Source organism: Kitasatospora sp. NPDC004272, assembly GCF_053603035.1.
This window is the reverse complement of the sequence record NZ_JBSGET010000012.1, coordinates 1-18,288: the sequence shown is the minus strand read 5'-3', so window position 1 is coordinate 18,288 and position 18,288 is coordinate 1. Positions and strand designations below refer to the sequence as shown.

Here is an 18,288-nt window from a genome sequence, read left to right as displayed (position 1 = left end):
ACGCCCCCGCTGAACGCCCCCGCGGTCGTCAGTTCGCCAGCGCGGGGCGCTCCTCGGCGGCCAGCAGCAACTCCGCCTCCTGCACCACCGCGGGGTCCTCCAGCTCCGGCATCGCCTTGAACACCCAGGTGCGGTAGGAGACGAAGCGGAAGACGGTGGCGATCGCCAGGCCGAGGAACTTGCCGCCCAGCCGCTCGAAGGAGGTGTCCAGCCCGAGCACGTACTGGGTGAAGCCCAGGGTGCCGGTCTCGATCAGCATGCCGATGCCGCTGAACAGCAGGAACAGCGTGATCTCCCGCTTGCGCGAGGCGGCGTCGCGGTCCCGGTAGAGCCAGTAGCGGTAGCCGAGGTAGTTGGTGGCGATCGCCACCACGGTGGCCGCGATGTTGGAGCGCAGCGAGGCCAGGCCGACGGCGTTGTTGAGGATCCAGAACAGCCCGAAGTTGACCACGACGCCGGAGGCGCCGATCAGGGCGAACCCCACGGCCTCCGCGGACAGCCCGCGCAGCCGCTGGGCCAGGGAGGGGCGCGTCTCGATGGTGCTCGTCATCCGGGCTGTCTCCGTCTACGTCTACTTCACATGATCGGATAAGTAGGTGTCGTGCGATCCGGCCCACCAGGCTACCCGCACTCCGTGGGTGCTCCCGTCCCGCTCCGGGCGCGCGCGACCCCCGCGCACGCCGGTACGAGGGCCCCCACCGGCCCGGATATCCTGGAGCGCGTGACTGTAGCGGGCAATGCGAACTTTCCAGTGGTCGGAGTCATCGGCGGCGGGCAGCTCGCCCGCATGATGCACCAGGCGGGCATCCCGCTGGGCATCCGCTTCAAACTCCTCGCCGACACCCCCCAGGAGTCGGCCGCGCAGGTGGTCGGCACCACCGTGCTCGGCGACTACCGAGACCTCGACACGCTGCGGGCCTTCGCCGCCGACTGCGACGTGATCACCTTCGACCACGAGCACGTGCCCACCGAGCACCTGCGCACCCTGCAGGCCGAGGGCGTCGCCGTCCGCCCCGGGCCGCACGCGCTGGTCAACGCCCAGGACAAGGGCGTCATGCGGGCGAAGCTCGACTCCATCGGCGTCCCCTGCCCCCGGCACCGGCTGGTCGCCGACCCGGCCGACGTCACCGCCTTCGCGAACGAGGGCGAGGGCTACCCCGTCGTCCTGAAGACCGTCCGCGGCGGCTACGACGGCAAGGGCGTCTGGGTCGTCGAGGACGAGACCGCGGCCGCCGCCCCCTTCCTGGCCGGCGTCCCGGTGCTGGCCGAGGAGAAGGTCGACTTCCTGCGCGAGCTCGCCGCCAACGTGGTCCGCTCGCCCAGCGGCCAGGCCGTCGCCTACCCGGTGGTGGAGTCCGTCCAGGAGAACGGCATCTGCGCCGAGGTCACCGCCCCGGCGCCCGACCTCGACCCCGCCCTCTCCGACGAGGCCCAGCAGCTCGCCCTGCGGATCGCCGGCGAGCTCGACATCACCGGCCACCTCGCCGTCGAGCTCTTCCAGACCCGCGACGGCCGGATCCTGGTCAACGAGCTCGCCATGCGCCCGCACAACTCCGGCCACTGGACCCAGGACGGCGCCGTCACCTCCCAGTTCGAGAACCACCTGCGCGCCGTCCTCGACCTCCCGCTCGGCGACCCCCGCCCGCGCGCCAAGTGGACCGTCATGGTCAACGTCCTCGGCGGCGACTACCCCGACATGTACCGCGCCTTCCTGCACTGCATGGCCCGCGACCCCGGCCTCAAGATCCACATGTACGGAAAGGACGTGAAGCCCGGCCGCAAGGTCGGCCACGTCAACGTCTTCGGGGACGACCTCGAAGACGTCCGCGAGCGCGCCCGCCACGCGGCCGCCTACCTGCGAGGAACGATCACCGAATGACCTCTCCCCTTGTCGGCATCGTGATGGGCTCCGACTCCGACTGGCCCGTGATGGAGGCCGCCGCGCAGGCGCTCGACGAGTTCGAGATCCCGTACGAGGTCGACGTGGTCTCCGCGCACCGGATGCCGCGCGAGATGGTCGCCTACGGCGAGCAGGCGCACGGGCGCGGGCTGAAGGCGATCATCGCCGGGGCCGGCGGGGCCGCGCACCTGCCCGGGATGCTGGCGTCGGTGACGCCGCTGCCGGTGATCGGGGTGCCGGTGCCGCTGCGCTACCTGGACGGGATGGACAGCCTGCTGTCGATCGTCCAGATGCCCGCCGGGGTGCCGGTGGCGACGGTCTCGGTGGCGGGCGCGCGCAACGCCGGGCTGCTCGCGGTCCGAATGCTGGCCGCGTTCGACGCCGAACTCGCCGAGAAGATGGTCGAGTTCCAGGCCGAGCTGAACAACCAGGCCACCGAGAAGGGCCGCAAGCTGCGCGCCAAGGTCGCGGGGAACGACTCCTTCGGCTTCGGCAAGTAGTAGAACGGGGGGATGACCCCCGAACTGCTCGACCGCGCCCGGGCCGTCCTGCGCACCACGCCGGTGGTGGACGGCCACAACGACCTGCCCTGGGCGATGCGCGCCCAGGCCGGGTACGACCTCGACGCCGTCGACCTGACGGCCGACCAGAGCCACCGGCTGCACACCGACCTCGGCCGCCTGCGGGCCGGCGGGGTCGGTGCGCAGTTCTGGTCGGTGTACGTGCCGGCCGAGCTGTCGGGGGACGGCGCGGTCAGCGCGACGCTCGAACAGGTCGACTTCGTCAAGCAGATGACCGCCCGTCACCCCGAGCACCTGCGGCTCGCGCTGACCGCCGACGAGGTGGAGGCCGCCCGCGCCGAGGGCCGGATCGCCTCGCTGATGGGCGCCGAGGGCGGGCACAGCATCAACTCCTCGCTGGCCACCCTGCGGGCGCTGTACGAGCTGGGCGTGCGCTACCTGACGCTCACCCACAACTCCAACGTGCCGTGGGCCGACTCCGCCACCGACGAGCCCGTGCACGGCGGGCTGAGCGCCTTCGGCGAGGAGGTGGTCCGGGAGATGAACCGGCTCGGCATGCTGGTCGACCTCTCGCACGTCTCCGCCGGCACCATGCGCGACGCGCTGCGGGTCTCCGAGGCGCCGGTGCTCTTCTCGCACTCCTCCGCCCGGGCCGTCTGCGACCACCCGCGCAACGTCCCCGACGACGTGCTGGCCCAGCTGCCCGCCAACGGCGGCGTCGCGATGGTCACCTTCGTGCCCAAGTTCGTGCTGCCCGCCGCCATCGAGTGGACGCTCGCCGCCGACGAGAACATGCGCGCCAACGGCCTGCACCCGCTGGAGACCACCCCCGAGGCGATGGCCGTGCAGCGCGCCTACGAGGCCGCCCACCCCCGCCCGGTCGCCACCGCCGAGACCGTCGCCGACCACCTCGACCACCTGCGGGAGGTCGCCGGCGTCGACCACGTCGGCATCGGCGGCGACTACGACGGCACCGCCTTCACCCCGTCCGGCCTGGAGGACGTCTCCGGCTACCCGGCGCTGGTCGCCGAACTGCTGCGCCGCGGCTGGTCCGAGGCCGACCTCGCCAAGCTGACCTGGCACAACGCGCTCCGGGCGCTGCGCGGCGCCGAGACCGTCGCGCGCCGGCTGCGGGCCGAGCGCCGCCCCTCGAACGCCACCCGCGAGCAGCTGGACGGCGCGTGAACCACGGAGGTCTTGACCCCGCCCCTGGGGCAGGGGGCAGCGTTGCCGGTGCGGAGGAGGAACGGCTGCTCACCACCGGTGAGTTCGCCCGCCGCGGCCTGCTGTCACCGAAGGCGCTGCGGCTGTACGACCGGCAGGGCCTGCTGCCGCCGGACCGGATCGACCCGGACAGCGGCTACCGGTACTACCGGCCGCAGCGCCTGGCCACCGCGCGGCTGATCGTCCGGCTGCGCGGCCTGGACATGCCGCTGGCCACCGTCGCCGAGGTGCTCGCCCTGCCGGGCCCCGCGGCGGCGGAGCGGATCGCCGCGTACTGGGCCGCCGTCGAACGGCGGACCGCCTCGCAGCGGACGCTGGCCGAGCACCTCCGCGTCCAACTCAGCGGACTCGAAGGGATCGACGAGATGTACCGGATCGAACAGCGCGAGGTGCCCGAGCAGCTGGTGCTCACCGAGCGGCGCCGCGCCAGGCCGGAGGAGCTGGACCGCTTCATCCCGGAGGCCACCGCCCGGCTGGAGGCCGTCGCGGCGGCCCACGGCGGGGTGGCGGCCGCCCCGTTCGTGGTCTACCACGGGGAGGTCAACGAGGACGCCGACGGCCCGGTGGAGGTCTGCGTCCCGATCGACCCGGCCCGCGCCGCGGGCCTGACCGCCGCGCACCGCGTCGAGCCCGCGCACCGGGAGGCGTACACCACGCTCACCAAGGCGCAGGTGGAGTACCCGCAGATCCTCAGTGCCTACGACGCGGTCTGCGCCTGGACGGAGCGCAACGGCACCCCGCGGGCCGGGGCGAGCCGCGAGGTGTACTTCGCCGACTGGGCCGCCGCCGGGCCGGCCGACCGGGTCTGCGACGTGGCCTTCCCGATCGGCGGCTGAGCGGGCGTCAGAGCTTCGGCAGCTCGATCGCCGGGCAGCGGTCCATCACCATGTCGAGCCCGGCCGCCCGGGTGCGGGCGAAGGCGTCCTCGTCGACCACCCCGAGCTGGAACCAGACGGCCTTGGCGCCCTTCGCCACCGCCTGGTCGGCGACCGGGCCGGCCAGCTCGGAGTTGACGAACACGTCCACCACGTCGACCGGGAAGGGGATCTCGGCGAGCGAGGCGTAGCCCGGCTCGCCGAGCACCGTCTCGGCCTTCGGGTGCACCGGCACGATCCGCTTCCCGGCCCGCTGCAGCACCCGGGCCACGCCGTACGCGGCGCGCGCGGTGTTGTTGGACAGGCCGACCACGGCCCAGGTGTCGCCGGAGTCGGTGAGGACCTTCCGGACGGTGGCGTCGTCTCCGTAGCTCATGCCAGGGGCAACGGCGCCACCGCGCCGCTCATTCCGGGCCGCCCGCGCGGCTCACTCCGCGTAGGGCCGCCCCATCGCCCGGTAGGTCCAGCCCGCGGCCCGCCAGGCCTCGCCGTCCAGCACGTTGCGGCCGTCGACCAGGCGGCGTTCGGCGACCAGCGCGCCGACCTCGGCCGGGTCCAGCTCGCGGAACTCCTGCCACTCGGTGAGGTGCAGCACCACGTGCGCGCCCTCGACGGCCTCCAGCGGGGTGGCGGCGTAGGAGAGGCTGGGGAACATCTTGCGGGCGTTGTCCATCGCCTTCGGGTCGTACACCGTGACCTGGGCGCCCTGCAGCTGGACCTGCCCGGCCACGTTGAGCGCGGGGGAGTCCCGGATGTCGTCCGAGTTCGGCTTGAACGCGGCGCCGAGCACCGCGACCCGGCGGCCCAGGAAGCCGCCGCCGCACTGCTCGCGGGCCAGCTCCACCATCCGGGAGCGGCGCCGCATGTTGATCGAGTCGACCTCGCGCAGGAAGGTCAGCGCCTGGTCCGCGCCCAGCTCCCCGGCCCGGGCCATGAACGCCCGGATGTCCTTGGGCAGGCAGCCGCCGCCGAAGCCGAGGCCGGCGTTCAGGAACTTGCGGCCGATCCGCTCGTCGTAGGAGAGCGCCTTGGACAGCTGCACCACGTCGGCGCCGGCGCTCTCGCAGACCTCGGCCATCGCGTTGATGAAGGAGATCTTGGTGGCCAGGAAGGAGTTCGCGGCGGCCTTCACCAGCTCGGCGGTCGGGAAGTCGGTCACCACGAACGGCACGCCGTCCGCGATCGGGCCCGCGTACACCTCGCGCAGCAGCCGCTCGGCGTTCTCGCTGCGCACGCCGACCACCAGCCGGTCCGGGTGCAGGGTGTCGCCGACCGCGAAGCCCTCGCGCAGGAACTCCGGGTTCCAGGCGAGTTCGGCCCGCTCGCCGACCGGGGCCAGCGCGGCCAGCCGCTCGGCCAGCCGGTTCGCCGAGCCCACCGGCACGGTCGACTTGCCGACCACCAGCACCGGCCGTTCCAGCAGCGGGGCCAGCGAGTCGATCGCGGAGTCGACGTAGCTCATGTCGGCGGCGAACTCGCCCTTGCGCTGCGGGGTGTTCACGCAGACGAAGTGCACGTCGCCGAAGGCCGCGACCTCCTCCCAGGAGTCGGTGAAGCGCAGCCGCCCGGTCGAGCCCTCGTGGCCCGCGACGTGCTTGAGCAGCAGTTCGGACAGCCCCGGTTCGTACATCGGCACCCGCCCGGCGGCCAGTGCCGCCAGCTTGTCCCGGTCGACGTCGAGACCCAGGACCTCGAACCCGAGCTCCGCCATGCAGGCGGCATGCGTCGCGCCCAGGTAGCCGGTGCCGATCACCGTGATGCGGGGAGCCACACGCGTTCCCTTCGGTCCGGGCCGTACCAGGTGCGACGGCCGCAGCCACCGATGGTATCCGCCCCGCCGGGGGCCGCGGATGCGCAGATTTCCCGATTCCGGCTCGAAGGTCTGTGCGGAAGGTTCACAATGCCGCCATGACTTCCAAGGGGCGGGGCGACGAGCCGGAGGAGGACACCGGGCCGCTGAGCATCTTCGACCGCGACGGGGGCGGGGACGAGGACGGGGACGGCCCGGCGGAGGAGGCGGCGCCCGGGGCCGGGGAGGCCCCGCGGCGCCGGCGGCGGCTGCGGCGGCTGCTGGCCTGGACGCTGGCGGTGCTGCTGGTGCTGTTCGGCGGCGCGTTCGGCGCGGTGCTGTGGGCGGCCGACCACTACGCGTCCTCGGTGCGGCGGATCCCGGACGCCTTCCCGACGCTGCCCGCCTCCGAGCAGCCGTCGGCGGTGCCGCACAGCGGGCAGACCTTCCTGCTGGTCGGCCTGGACGCCCGCTCCGACGAACCGACCACCGGCAAGGACGCCGGGGCGCCCGCCTGGCGGGCCGGGGCGCAGCGCAGCGACACCATGATGCTGATGCACATCTCGGCGGACCGGAAGTCGGTCTCGCTGGTGTCCCTCCCGCGCGACACCTGGGTGCCGGTCCCCGGCCACGGCAAGGCGAAGATCAACGCGGCCTACTCCTGGGGCGGCCCGGCGCTGATGATCCAGACCGTCCAGGACCTCACCAAGATCAAGATCGACCACGTCGCGGTGATCGACTGGAACGGCTTCCGCGCGCTCACCGACGCCGTCGGCGGCGTGGACATCACCATCCCGCGCACCATCGAGGCCAAGGGCGACGCCCGGGAGTGGCTGGCCGGCACCCACCACATGGACGGCGCGGAGGCGCTGCTCTACGTCCGCGAGCGGCACGGGCTGCCCAACGGCGACCTCGACCGCACCAAGCGGCAGCAGAACTTCCTGCGCTCCCTGATGATCAAGACCATGAGCTCGGGCACCCTCTCCAGCCCGTCCAAACTCACCGGCCTGCTCGGCACCATCGGCGACGTGGCCAGCGTCGACGACCGGCTCAGCAACGGCGACCTCTACGACCTCGCCTGGAGCCTGCGCGACGTCCGCCCGGACGGCGTCCACTTCATGAACGCCCCCTTCGGCGGCTTCGACACCGTCGACGGCCAGGACGTGGTCCTGCTGGACGACGGCGCCGCGGGCGTGCTCTGGAACGCCGTGCGCACCGACCGGATGGACGCCTACCTGGCCGAGCACCGCACCAGCACCGACACCCTCGGGACGGACGTGGACTGACCGGCGCCGGCCGGACCGGCGTCAGTTGACGGCCGCGGCCCGCCCCTGCTCGTGCACCCGGTTCCGCTCGCCGACCTTCCGGGCCGGGACGCCGGCCCAGATCTCGCCGGGTCCGGTCGAACGGGTCAGCACGGCGTTGGCGCCGACGACGGTGTCGGCACCGACGGTGAGGACCCCGCTCTTGCAGACGATCTTCGCCCCGGCGCAGACCGTCACGCCGTCCTCCAGCACCACCCGCCGCATCGCCGAGGACTCCTGCGGGACCCACGGGTCGGCCCGGCCGATGGTGACGCCGTTGTAGAGGGTGACGTTCGCGCCCAGCGTGGTGTACGGGTGCAGCACGGTGCCGAAGCCGCGGTGGAAGACCACCAGCCCGGGCCCGATCTCGGCGGCGGCCGGGACCTCCATCCCGTACAGGGCCAGGGCCTCCTGGACCAGGCGGCCGAACAGCCGGCTGCGGCGGCGGTAGATGAGGGAGGTCACCAGCGACATGACCGACATTGTCCCGCCGACCGGGCCGGCGCACCGCCGACGACGCGCCCCGCGGCGGCAGTTCGGATTCGCCGTGCGAATTCCGGACGCCGCCGCGGGACGGCGGGGGTCACTTGGCGGCCGGGACGGCGGTGTCGTTGCGCATCGCCTCGAAGACCGCCTTGGACTTGGCGTCGTCCCACTTGACGGCGGACTCGCCGGTGGAGGTGCGGTAGTCCGGGTTGCCGATCGGCACGGTGATGGTCTGGCCGTCGCCGCCGGTGACGCCCTTCATGGCCAGGAACATCGAGCCCAGGTCGGTCAGCCCGGCGTCGTCGTCGACGATCACGGTGTCCAGCCCGGCCGAGACCAGCGGGTAGAAGGTGAACGGGTTGAGCAGCGTCGTCGGGGAGGCGGCCTGCTTGGCCAGCGCGCCGAGGAACTTCTGCTGGTTGCGCATCCGGCCCAGGTCCTGGTCGGCCATCTGGTGCCGCTGCCGGACGAAGGCGAGCGCCTGCTTGCCGTTCAGGGTCTGGGTGCCGGCCTGCAGGTCGAGGCCGGAGTCCTTGTCCTTGACCGGCTGCTCGATGTTCATCTCGACGCCGCCGACCGCGTCCACCAGGCCGACGAAACCGGCGAAGCCGATCTCCGCGTAGTGGTCGATCCGCAGGTTCATGCTGGTCTCGACGGTCTGCACCAGCAGGCGGCCGCCGCCGGCCGCGAACGCCGCGTTGATCTTGCGGGTGGCGGCCGGGACGGTCTTGCCGCTGCCGGAGGTGTCCAGGTGGGCCGGGATCTGCACCCAGGAGTCGCGCGGGATCGACATCAGGGTGTTCCCGTTGTCGCCGATGTGCAGGATCATCATCGAGTCGCTGCGCTTGCCCTCGGCGGAGCCGGTGTGCAGGCTCTGCTCGTCCGCGTCGGTGAGGCCGGCCCGGCTGTCCGAGCCGACGATCAGCCAGTTGGTGCCCTTGCCCGCGGCCGGGCGGCCCGGGTAGTCGGCCAGCACGTTCTCGTGGTGCAGCTTGCCGTCGGCCCAGAAGTAGGTGCCGGTCATGGTCACCAGCAGCGCCAGCACCAGGCCGAGCACCGAGTAGCCGACGATCTTCTTGCGCGAACGGCGCGGCCGCGGCGCGGCCTCCCCGGCCCCCGCCCCCGGCCCGGCCGGGCCCCGCTCGGGCGGCTGCTGCCCGTACGGCTGCCCGCCGCGGTACGGGGGCTGCCCGCCGCCGCTGCCGCCGTTGCCGTTGCCGTACGGGGGCTGCCCGCCGCCGTACGGCGGCCGTTCGCTGTCCTGCCGGGCGGGACGGGAGAGCGGGACGCCCGTGCCGCGCGGGTTCAGCTCCGGCGGCAGCGGCGGCTCGGCCGCTGCTCCGCCCTGGCCCCGCGCCGCGTCGCCCTGCCCGTATGCGCCGCCCCCCGGGCGCTCCTGCCACGTGTTCATGGGGGAAGGATGCCCGAACCGGGGCCCGCGCAGTGATCGCGGGGGCGCCCGGAGCCCCGTTGTGGCCGTTTTGATGCAGGGCGCGGACGGTTCGGGGCACTGTTCACCAGGTGGGCACGGCCTTGACCCGCCGAAACCGGCCGTGTTTGCATGAACGCATGGAGCAGCGTCAGGTCCTCACCCGTCGGCGGCACGTCGACCACGGTCGGGTGTCCTGCTCGCTGTGTCGCGGCTGACGCCCACCGCCGCGCGCACTCACCCCAGGCGACCCGCGCCCTCGCCGATCTCCCTTTTCGCTTCCCGGCCGCGCCATGCCCGCGGCCGTACGCCCCGAGGTGACTCCATGGCCGTGATCCTGTCCGTCTCCGGTTCCCCGTCCGCGACCTCCCGCACCACCCGGCTGCTGCGCCACGTCGACCGCCGGCTCGTCTCGCACGGGCACCAGGTCCGCACGCTGGACGCCCGCTCGCTGCCCGCCGCCGCGCTGCTCGCCGCGGACACCTCGGACCCGGCGATAGCCAGGGCCGTCGAGCTGTTCGAGCAGGCCGACGGCGTGGTGATCGGCACCCCGGTCTACAAGGCCGCCTACTCGGGCCTGCTGAAGGCGCTGCTCGACCTGCTGCCGCAGTACGCGCTGCGCGGCAAGACGGTGCTGCCGCTGGCCACCGGCGGCTCCACCGCGCACGTGCTGGCGGTGGACTACGCGCTGCGGCCGGTGCTCAGCTCGATGGGCGCCGGGCACATCACCCAGGGCTGGTTCGTGCTGGACCGGCACGTCGGCCTGCGCGAGGACGGCGGCACCGAACTGGAGCGCGAGACCGAGGTGCTGCTCACCCCGGTGGTGGACGCGTTCTCCGCCGCGCTCGCCCCCAGGGTGCGACTCGCGGTGGCCGGCTGACCGTTCGTCAGCGAAACGGCCCCGCCCGGGGCCCGGGACCCTCAGACCGCGGCGCGGCAACCCCTAGGGGAGAGGGCCCGGGCCCCGGACGCTTTCCCGGGACGGGGGTCAGTCCGGTGGAGGACGACCCCCGGCCGGGCCCGCTCCTACCGTGGAGCCCTCACCCCAGCCACACCTCCGAAGGTGGGGCCAGCCTCACCCCGAAGACGGTAGCCAGCAGGATTCCGCGACCGGGGGCGCGCCGGGAAGGCTGGGGTGACCACGGCACACCCCACGACAGGAGCACGCAGTGACCACGGCAGCGAGCGCCGCCCACCTCTCATCCCTGCCCGAGCGGGACGCCAGCGCCGCCCGGGCCCGGCAGGTCACCAAGGCGTACGGCGCGGGGGAGACCCGGGTGACGGCGCTGGACGCGGTCGACGTCGACATCGAGCGCGGCCGCTTCACCGCGATCATGGGCCCGTCCGGGTCCGGCAAGTCGACGCTGATGCACTGCCTGGCCGGGCTGGACGCCGTCTCCGAGGGGCGGATCTGGATCGGCGACACCGAGATCACCGGCCTGAAGGACAAGCAGCTCACCAGGCTGCGCCGGGACAAGATCGGCTTCATCTTCCAGGCGTTCAACCTGCTCCCCACCCTGAACGCGGTGGAGAACATCACGCTGCCGATGGACATCGCGGGCCGCAAGCCCGACCAGGCCTGGCTCCAGCAGGTGATCGACACCGTCGGCCTGTCCGGCCGCCTCAAGCACCGCCCCGGCCAGCTCTCCGGCGGCCAGCAGCAGCGCGTCGCGGTGGCCCGCGCGCTGGCGGCCCGGCCCGAGATCATCTTCGGCGACGAGCCCACCGGCAACCTCGACTCCCGCTCCGGCGCCGAGGTGCTCGGCTTCCTGCGCCGCTCGGTCGACGAACTCGGCCAGACCATCGTCATGGTGACGCACGACCCGGTCGCCGCCGGCCACGCGGACCGGGTGCTCTTCCTCGCCGACGGCGCGATCGTCGACGAGATGCACAACCCCACCGCCGACTCCGTCCTGACCCGCATGCGCCGTTTCGACGGCAAGCGCACCAGCTGAGACGGAGCCGGAACCCCATGCTGCTCAAGACCTCGCTGCGGAGCTTCTTCGCCCACAAGTGGCGCCTGCTGCTCTCCCTGCTCGCCGTGGTGCTCTCGGTCGCCTTCGTGGCCGGCACCCTGGTCTTCTACAACACCGCCACCAGCACCTTCGACCGGCTGTTCGCCTCCACCGCCTCCGACCTCTCGGTCTCCAAGGCCAAGGACGAGATCACCGAGAACGGCCCCGGCCCGGTCCCCGGCATCCCGGTCGACACCCAGCGCCGGCTCGCCGCCGAGCCCGGTGTCAAGGCCGCGGTCGGCCAGGTGATGACCGCCACCGCGACGCTGGTCGACCCCGCCACCAACAAGGTGATCGGCCCGACCTCCGGCGCCCCCACCCTCACCGGCAACTGGACCGACACCCCGCGCAACTCCGTCGAGATCACCTCCGGCCACAGCCCGCAGGGCGCCGACCAGCTGGTGCTGGACGCCGACACCGCGAAGAAGGCCCACCTCGACCTCGGCTCCCGGGTCCGGATCATCACCGACGCCGACCACGACTTCACCATCGCGGGCATCGCCACCTTCCGCACCACCAACCCCGGCGCCGCCCTCGCCTTCCTGGACACCCCCACCGCCCAGCGGATCCTGCTCGGCACCGAGGCGTACACCTCCGTCGAGCTGTTCGGCGACGGCAGCCGCACCGACGAGCAGCTGAAGACCGCCGCCCTGGCCGACCTCGGCAGCGGCTTCCAGGCCAAGACCGCCGCCGAGCAGCAGAAGGAGAACTCCTCCGACGTCGGCGGCTTCCTGGACTTCATGAAGTACGCGATGCTCGGCTTCGCCGTCCTCGCGGCCGGCGTCGGCGGCTTCCTGATCGTCAACACCTTCTCCATGCTGGTCACCCAGCGCACCCGGGAGATCGGCCTGCTGCGCGCCATCGGCGGCAGCCGCTCCCAGGTCAACCGCTCGGTGCTGATCGAGGGCCTGATCCTCGGCGTGCTCGGCTCCACCCTGGGCATCGCGGCCGGCCTCGGCCTCGCGCTCGGCATGATCCAGCTGATGCGGGCCGCCGGAATGGGCCTGGACACCTCGCTGGAGATCACCTGGACGGTGCCCGCCGCGTCGTACGCGGTCGGCGTGCTGGTCACCCTGCTCGCCGCCTTCGTCCCGGCTCGCCGCGCCTCCCGGATCACCCCGATGGCCGCGCTGCTCGACCACGCCGCCCCCGTCGAGCCGGGCGCCAACCGGGTGCGCGCCGCGCTCGGCACCGCGGCCGGCGCGATCGGCGCCACCGCCCTGGTGCTGGCCGCCTCCTCCAGCGGTGCCGCCGGCGGGATGCTGATCCTGCTCGGCGTGCTCGCCACCCTGGTCGGCGCCGTGGTGCTCGGCCCGCTGCTGGTCTCCGGCCTGCTCCGGCTGCTCGGCGGCGCGCTGCCCGCCCTGTTCGGCCCGGCCGGCCGGCTCGCCCAGCGCAACGTCATGCGCAACCCGCGCCGCACCGGCTCCACCGCCGCCGCCCTGATGATCGGCCTGGCCGTGGTGATCGGCGCCTCCGTGGTCACCTCCTCGATGGTCTCCTCGATGACCGAGCAGATCGACGGCTCGGTCGGCGCCGACTACGTGGTCGACGGCGGCCGGGGCACGGTCAGCCAGGCCGCGGTCGACGCCGCCCGGAAGAGCCCGGGCCTGGACCACCTCACCGAGGAGAAGCACGTCGGCGCCCGCTTCACCCTCCCCGACGGCACCCAGGTGCTGAACCGGGTCACCGCCGCCGAGCCCGGCTACCTGCGGGACTTCCGGCTCCCGATCGCCTCCGGCAGCGCCGAGGCCGCGTTCGCCGGCGACGGCCTGGCCATCGGCCAGGACTTCGCCGACGCGCACCACCTCAAGGTCGGCGACCCGATCACCGTCACCTACAGCACCGAGACCGGCGCCGGCCAGACCCTGAAGGTCGCCGCCGTCGTCGAGACCGGCAATCAGCTGTTCGACGGCCAGTTCCTCACCTCGATCGACACCGTCGGCAAGGCCGTCGACGTGGCGGCCGTCCAGGACTCCGCGCTGTTCGCCGCCGCCGCGCCCGGCACCGACAAGGCCACCGTCCTCGCCGACCTGCAGAAGTCGCTCGCCGACCACCCGCAGCTGACCGTCCAGGACAAGGCCGGCTACAAGACGATGATCAAGGACCAGGTCAACCAGCTGCTCGCCATGGTCTACGGCCTGCTCGGCCTGACGATCGTGGTCGCCGTCCTCGGCGTGGTCAACACGCTGGCCCTGTCGGTGATCGAGCGCACCCGGGAGATCGGCCTGCTGCGCGCCATCGGCCTCTCCCGCCGCCAGCTGCGCCGGGTGGTCCGGCTCGAATCCGTGGTCATCGCCCTGTTCGGCGCCGTCCTCGGCACCGCGCTCGGCCTCGGCTGGGGCGTCACCGCCCGGTCCGTCCTGGCCGGCAACGGCCTGACCGTCCTCACCGTCCCCACCGGCACCGTGATCACCGTCCTGGCCGGATCCGTGCTCATCGGCCTGGTCGCCGCCCTCGTCCCGGCCTTCCGCGCCGCCCGGATGAACGTGCTGGCCGCCATCGCCTCCGACTGACCCACCGTCACCCCGCGCCCGGCCGTTCCCCGCGCCCCGCCAGGGGCTCGGGGAACTGTCGGCAGACGGGCCTGCACCATCAGGGGCCCGGGGAACGGCGGGTCGATGCTGCTGACGGCCGGAGCCCATCGAAGGTCTGTGCTGCTGCGTGCCTTCCACGGACAGCAGCCCGGCTTCTCCCCGAACCCGGCACTCCTCAGGCCGGACAGCCGATCTCGCTCCCGCTCTCCGCCCCCGCCACCGCCGAAGGCCCGGCCGTCGCGGAAGTCGTCGCGGAAGCCGTCGCGGCGGCCGTCGCCGAAGGCCCCGCCGTCGCCGAGGGCGCCGGGGAGGAGCCGCCGTCCGAGGGCCCGCGGTACTCGCTGCCCGCGACCACCTGGAAGGTCGCCCCCAGGCCCGGGACGGATTCGAGCTCGGCGTCGGGCAGGGCCGCCGCCAGGGTCTTCACCGACTCGTCCCAGCGCGGGTCGTAGCGGATCACCGTCCGGGTCGCGGCCGCCTGCCCGCCGGGCGCGTTGGACGGCATGCCGGTGGTGGCGAACCCGGCCCTGCGCAGTTCCGCGTCGACCCGGAAGCCCAGGCCCTGGACGCCCGCGCCGTTGAGCACCTGCACCCGGACCTCGCCCGGCGGAACCGTTCCGGCAACGGGCGAGGCGCTCGGCGCTGCGGTGGACACCGGCGCCCCGGCCCCGGCCCCGGTGAGCGGGCGCCCGGCCCGGAGGGCCTCGAACAGCGCCGCCGCGCCCTTCTCGTCCCACAGCACGGTGGACCCCCACCCCGCGACCTGGTGGTCCACCTCGGCCAGCGGCACCGTGACGAAGTCCGCGTTCGCCGCCGACAGGTCCTTCAACCGGCCCGCGAACTCCAGCAGTTCGGCGTTGCCCAGCCCCTTGTCGACCTTCACCGAGCGCAGCACGGTGTCCAGCACCCCGGACAGCTTCGCCGGGTCGAGCAGGGTGTCCCCGGCGGACGCCCGGTGCAACAGCTGCGCCAGGAACTTCTGCTGACGGTGCATCCGCCCGAGGTCGGAGGAGCCGTCCACGTGCCGGGCCCGGACGTAGCGCAGCGCCCCGGCGCCGTCCAGCCTGGTGGTGCCGGCCGGCAGGTCCAGGCCCGAGTAGTCGTCCCGCAGCGGCTTGGCGGTGCACACCTCGACGCCGCCCAGGGCGTCCACGGTGGAGACGAAGCCGAGGAAGTTCACCTCGACGTAGTGGTCGATCCGCAGCCCGGTGTTCTGCTCGACGGTGCGCACCGCCAGCGGCGCCCCGCCCATCCCGTACGCCGCGTTGATCTTGCCCTTGCCGGCCTCCACCTGCTCCCCGGTGGCGAGGTCCCGGTGCGCGGGGATGTCCACGTAGGAGTCGCGCGGGACGGACACCACGGTGGCCCGGCCACGGTTCGCGGACAACTGCACGACCATCATCGTGTCGGTGCAGTGGCAGGACTCGCCGCCCGCGTGCAGCACGTCCTTCAGGGTGGAGTTCGGGATGCCCGCGCGCTCGTCGGTGCCCACCACGAGGAAGGTCTCGGCGCCGTCGTCGGCCGGGCGGCCCGGCCCGCCGCCGATCGCGTCCACCCGGTCGAGCGAGGAGCCGATGCCGTTCAGCACCGCCCACCCGCCGCACGAGGTGGCCAGCACCGCGAAGGAGAGGGCGCCCGCCGCCCAGCCGCCCCAGCGGCGGCGGCCCGGCCGCCGCGGCCGAACGGGTGCGGGCTGGCGTTCGGGAGGGCGCTGACGGGACATCTTCCGCATGCTAGGCGGCCCGGTCGCCACCCGTCCGGACGGCGCGCCGGGCGGACGGCGGACCCGGCCCCGACGGCCCGTCGGGGCCGCTCCCCGGAACGCCGGACGGGGGCGGCCCCCGCGCACTAGGCTCGCGCCATGACGAGCAGCGCCCCCAGGATCGAGGCCACCGCCGACGTCGACCCGAGCGCCGAGATCGGCCCCGGCAGCACCGTCTGGCACCTCGCCCAGGTCCGGGAGGACGCCCGGATCGGCGCCGAGTGCATCATCGGCCGCGGCGCGTACGTCGGCCCCGGCGTCCGGATCGGCGACCGGGTCAAGCTCCAGAACCACGCCCTGGTGTACGAGCCCGCGGTCCTGGAGGACGGCGTCTTCGTCGGCCCCGCCGCCGTCCTCACCAACGACCTCTACCCGCGCTCCGTCGACCCCGACGGCAAGCTCAAGCGCGGCGACGACTGGCACGCCCGCGGCGTCACCCTCCGCGAGGGCTGCTCGATCGGCGGCCGCGCCGTCCTGGTCGCCGGCGTCACCGTCGGCCGCTGGGCCCTGGTCGCCGCGGGCGCCGTCGTCCACCGCGACGTCCCCGACCACGCCCTGGTGGCCGGTGTCCCCGCCCGCCGGATCAAGTGGGTCGGCCGGGCCGGCGAACCCCTCACCCCCGACGGCCCGCAGCGCTGGCGCTGCCCCCGCACCGGCGAGACCTACACCGAGAGCGCCTCCGGCACCCTCACCCGCGACGCCTAGCCGCGCCCGCGGATCCAGGGGCTCGGCAGAGCGCGCATTCAGGGGCTCGGGGAACGGCGAGGCCCGGTCTGCGAGCGGTTCACTGCCGGAGCGCGCATCGGCTTCCGGTTCGCTTGAAGACACGTAGCAGCACGGACACTTCGACGGGCTCCGGCCGTCAGCAGCATCGACCCGCCGTTCCCCGGGCCCCTGTTTTCGCGCCTCGCCGAGCCCCGGAACGCGCCTACTTGCCCTTGGCCGCGCAGACGTTGGTGTCGTCCGCCTGTACCCGCTGGATGTCCTTGGGCGCCTCGGACGGGGCCGCCGAGGGCGTGCTGCCCGCGTCGGTGAAGTCCTTGCCGATGACGACCACGAGGCCGTCCTTCGCCGTGAGCTTGCTGCCGGCCTGCACCGCCGTCCCGGGGAGTCCGAGGGCCGCGGCGACCGCCTGCGCCTCGTCCTCGTGCCCGGCGGGGTAGGAGACCGTGCTGGTGGCCGCCGGGTCGGCGTTGTTGCCCGCGACGGCCAGTGCGAAGCCCTTGTCCTGGAGCGCGGTGGCGACCTTCGCGGCCTGCTTGCCGACCCCGCTGCCGTTGCGCACGGTGACCTTCACCCCGGCCGGGTCCACCTGGGGCGCGGCGGGGGCGGAGGAGGACGGCGCGGGCGCCTCGGGGGTCGGGCTCGGCGAGGGGACGTCGGTCAGCGAGCGGTCCGCGACGATCATCGAGAACACCTGCTGGGCGTCGTTCGGCTTGAGCACCAGGTGGTTGTTGTTCGTCGGGTCGTCGAGCACCGGCACCGTGGTGAAGGTGATGTTCTTGGTGTCGACCCGGGAGATGTCGAGCGCCAGGTCCTTGAGCTTGTTGACGCTGCCGATCCCGTCGTCGACGGTGAGCGCCTTGGTGGCGGCGTCCGCCAGGTCCCACAGCTTGGTGGGGCTGGTCAGGGTGTCGCTGCTCTTCATCTTGCGGATCATCGAGGAGATGAACTGCTGCTGCAGCGGGATGCGGGTCAGGTCGCCGCCGAAGCCCACCGCGTGCCGGGTGCGGACGAAGGCCAGCGCCTCCTCGCCCTGCACCACGTGCCGGCCCGCGCTCATCTTCAGGTGCGAGTACGGGTCGTCGATGTCGGTGGCGGCGCACACCTCGACCCCGCCGACCGCGGTCGACAGCGTCTTCACCGCCTCGAAGTTGACCATCATGAAGTGGTTGATCCGGACGCCGGTCAGCTTCTCCACGGTCTTCCAGGTGCAGCCGGGGTCGCGGCCGTCCTGCCCCAGGCTGGTGTTGAACATCGCCCGGGCCTCGCCGGGGATGGTCTTGTCGCCGGTCTTGCAGTCCGGGATCTGCACCATCAGGTCGCGCGGGATGGACAGCACCGTCGCGTTGGAGCGGTCCTTGGAGATGTGGAACAGCAGCGTGGTGTCCGCGTGCCCGGCCGAGCCCTCGTCGCCGTACTCGCGGCCCAGGCCGACCCGGCTGTCGGTGCCGATCACCAGGATGTTCAGCGCGTCGGTCGCCTGCGGGCGCTCGGAGTCGTCGCCGACGTCGACCTTCACCGAGGAGATGTTGCTGTTGAAGTGCTGGTACACGTAGTACGCGCCGCCGCAGCCCGCCACCAGCACCAGGCCGAGCGTGCCCGCGGTCCACTTCAGCACCCGCCGGCCGCGGCTGGAACGGCCCTTGCGGCGGGCGGCCCGGCCGCCCGGCGCCGCGGTCGCGCCCTTCGGGTTCCGGGCGGCGGCCCGGGAGCCCCGGGGGCC

16 protein-coding genes are annotated in these 18,288 nt (G+C 73.4%); 9 read left to right on the top strand and 7 right to left on the bottom strand.

Going from position 1 to position 18,288, the window contains the following annotated elements:
- Positions 1–28 precede the first annotated feature (28 nt).
- Positions 29–550 (bottom strand): GtrA family protein, encoded by a 522-nt coding sequence (locus tag ACWEO5_RS06265; protein WP_452160640.1) that lies wholly within the window; start codon positions 548–550, stop codon positions 29–31.
- Positions 551–721: 171 nt separating this feature from the next.
- On the opposite strand from ACWEO5_RS06265, the gene ACWEO5_RS06260 reads away from it, so the two are divergent.
- The 4 genes from ACWEO5_RS06260 to ACWEO5_RS06245 are packed head-to-tail and all read left to right on the top strand — an operon-like array spanning position 722 to position 4,481.
- Positions 722–1,879 (top strand): 5-(carboxyamino)imidazole ribonucleotide synthase, encoded by a 1,158-nt coding sequence (locus ACWEO5_RS06260; RefSeq protein WP_452160638.1) that lies wholly within the window; start codon positions 722–724, stop codon positions 1,877–1,879.
- Positions 1,876–2,400 carry a 5-(carboxyamino)imidazole ribonucleotide mutase gene (purE, locus tag ACWEO5_RS06255; RefSeq protein ID WP_344553193.1) on the top strand — a complete coding sequence of 175 codons (525 nt, stop codon included), beginning with the start codon at positions 1,876–1,878 and terminating at the stop codon, positions 2,398–2,400. Before ACWEO5_RS06260 ends, purE begins: the two co-directional genes overlap by 4 nt.
- A 12-nt stretch (positions 2,401–2,412) precedes the next feature.
- Positions 2,413–3,606, top strand: coding sequence for a dipeptidase (locus tag ACWEO5_RS06250; protein ID WP_452160636.1), 1,194 nt, complete (start codon positions 2,413–2,415; stop codon positions 3,604–3,606).
- Positions 3,603–4,481, top strand: a complete 879-nt coding sequence (locus ACWEO5_RS06245; protein WP_452160634.1) for a MerR family transcriptional regulator — start codon at positions 3,603–3,605, stop codon at positions 4,479–4,481. Before ACWEO5_RS06250 ends, ACWEO5_RS06245 begins: the two co-directional genes overlap by 4 nt.
- A 7-nt stretch (positions 4,482–4,488) precedes the next feature.
- On the opposite strand, the gene ACWEO5_RS06240 is transcribed toward ACWEO5_RS06245, so the two are convergent.
- Both ACWEO5_RS06240 and ACWEO5_RS06235 read right to left on the bottom strand, forming a co-directional pair.
- A complete protein-coding gene (locus ACWEO5_RS06240) occupies positions 4,489–4,896 on the bottom strand; it encodes a CoA-binding protein (RefSeq protein WP_344553197.1) in 408 nt (135 codons plus the stop codon).
- A 51-nt stretch (positions 4,897–4,947) separates the two neighbouring features.
- Positions 4,948–6,291 (bottom strand): UDP-glucose dehydrogenase family protein, encoded by a 1,344-nt coding sequence (locus ACWEO5_RS06235; RefSeq protein WP_452160631.1) that lies wholly within the window; start codon positions 6,289–6,291, stop codon positions 4,948–4,950.
- Positions 6,292–6,428: 137 nt separating this feature from the next.
- Between ACWEO5_RS06235 and ACWEO5_RS06230 the strand changes: the two genes are divergently transcribed.
- Complete coding sequence (locus ACWEO5_RS06230; RefSeq protein ID WP_452160629.1) at positions 6,429–7,595, top strand: LCP family protein; 1,167 nt, start codon at positions 6,429–6,431, stop codon at positions 7,593–7,595.
- Positions 7,596–7,616: 21 nt separating this feature from the next.
- Here ACWEO5_RS06230 and ACWEO5_RS06225 read toward each other — a convergent pair whose 3' ends face one another.
- Both ACWEO5_RS06225 and ACWEO5_RS06220 read right to left on the bottom strand, forming a co-directional pair.
- Positions 7,617–8,087 (bottom strand): serine O-acetyltransferase, encoded by a 471-nt coding sequence (locus tag ACWEO5_RS06225; protein WP_344553201.1) that lies wholly within the window; start codon positions 8,085–8,087, stop codon positions 7,617–7,619.
- A 109-nt stretch (positions 8,088–8,196) separates the two neighbouring features.
- The gene (locus tag ACWEO5_RS06220) at positions 8,197–9,510 is read right to left on the bottom strand and encodes an LCP family protein (protein WP_452160627.1); all 1,314 of its coding nucleotides are present in this window, start codon (positions 9,508–9,510) and stop codon (positions 8,197–8,199) included.
- A gap of 343 nt (positions 9,511–9,853) precedes the next feature.
- Between ACWEO5_RS06220 and ssuE the strand changes: the two genes are divergently transcribed.
- From ssuE to ACWEO5_RS06205, 3 genes are all read left to right on the top strand, one after another.
- The gene (gene ssuE / locus ACWEO5_RS06215) at positions 9,854–10,408 is read left to right on the top strand and encodes an NADPH-dependent FMN reductase (RefSeq protein WP_452160625.1); all 555 of its coding nucleotides are present in this window, start codon (positions 9,854–9,856) and stop codon (positions 10,406–10,408) included.
- 289 nt (positions 10,409–10,697) lie between these two features.
- Positions 10,698–11,483, top strand: a complete 786-nt coding sequence (locus ACWEO5_RS06210) for an ABC transporter ATP-binding protein (RefSeq protein ID WP_452160623.1) — start codon at positions 10,698–10,700, stop codon at positions 11,481–11,483.
- A gap of 17 nt (positions 11,484–11,500) precedes the next feature.
- The gene (locus tag ACWEO5_RS06205; protein ID WP_452160621.1) at positions 11,501–14,059 is read left to right on the top strand and encodes an ABC transporter permease; all 2,559 of its coding nucleotides are present in this window, start codon (positions 11,501–11,503) and stop codon (positions 14,057–14,059) included.
- Positions 14,060–14,255: 196 nt separating this feature from the next.
- On the opposite strand, the gene ACWEO5_RS06200 is transcribed toward ACWEO5_RS06205, so the two are convergent.
- The gene (locus ACWEO5_RS06200; protein WP_452160619.1) at positions 14,256–15,803 is read right to left on the bottom strand and encodes an LCP family protein; all 1,548 of its coding nucleotides are present in this window, start codon (positions 15,801–15,803) and stop codon (positions 14,256–14,258) included.
- A gap of 138 nt (positions 15,804–15,941) precedes the next feature.
- On the opposite strand from ACWEO5_RS06200, the gene ACWEO5_RS06195 reads away from it, so the two are divergent.
- Positions 15,942–16,547 (top strand): acyltransferase, encoded by a 606-nt coding sequence (locus ACWEO5_RS06195; RefSeq protein WP_452160617.1) that lies wholly within the window; start codon positions 15,942–15,944, stop codon positions 16,545–16,547.
- Positions 16,548–16,770: 223 nt separating this feature from the next.
- Here the strand turns inward: ACWEO5_RS06195 and ACWEO5_RS06190 are convergent.
- Positions 16,771–18,288, bottom strand: a 1,518-nt coding sequence (locus ACWEO5_RS06190; protein WP_452160615.1) for an LCP family protein, incomplete at its 5' end; no start/stop codon positions are given.

Excerpts from the sequence above, each read along its gene's own strand:
- ACWEO5_RS06265 (WP_452160640.1), bottom strand. The coding sequence starts at position 550 with ATGACGAGCACCATCGAGACGCGCCCCTCCCTGGCCCAGCGGCTGCGC.
- purE (WP_344553193.1), top strand. The coding sequence starts at position 1,876 with ATGACCTCTCCCCTTGTCGGCATCGTGATGGGCTCCGACTCCGACTGG.
- ACWEO5_RS06250 (WP_452160636.1), top strand. The coding sequence starts at position 2,413 with ATGACCCCCGAACTGCTCGACCGCGCCCGGGCCGTCCTGCGCACCACG.
- ACWEO5_RS06240 (WP_344553197.1), bottom strand. The coding sequence starts at position 4,896 with ATGAGCTACGGAGACGACGCCACCGTCCGGAAGGTCCTCACCGACTCC.
- ACWEO5_RS06230 (WP_452160629.1), top strand. The coding sequence starts at position 6,429 with ATGACTTCCAAGGGGCGGGGCGACGAGCCGGAGGAGGACACCGGGCCG.
- ACWEO5_RS06225 (WP_344553201.1), bottom strand. The coding sequence starts at position 8,087 with ATGTCGCTGGTGACCTCCCTCATCTACCGCCGCCGCAGCCGGCTGTTC.
- ACWEO5_RS06220 (WP_452160627.1), bottom strand. The coding sequence starts at position 9,510 with ATGAACACGTGGCAGGAGCGCCCGGGGGGCGGCGCATACGGGCAGGGC.
- ssuE (WP_452160625.1), top strand. The coding sequence starts at position 9,854 with ATGGCCGTGATCCTGTCCGTCTCCGGTTCCCCGTCCGCGACCTCCCGC.
- ACWEO5_RS06205 (WP_452160621.1), top strand. The coding sequence starts at position 11,501 with ATGCTGCTCAAGACCTCGCTGCGGAGCTTCTTCGCCCACAAGTGGCGC.
- ACWEO5_RS06200 (WP_452160619.1), bottom strand. The coding sequence starts at position 15,803 with ATGTCCCGTCAGCGCCCTCCCGAACGCCAGCCCGCACCCGTTCGGCCG.
- ACWEO5_RS06195 (WP_452160617.1), top strand. The coding sequence starts at position 15,942 with ATGACGAGCAGCGCCCCCAGGATCGAGGCCACCGCCGACGTCGACCCG.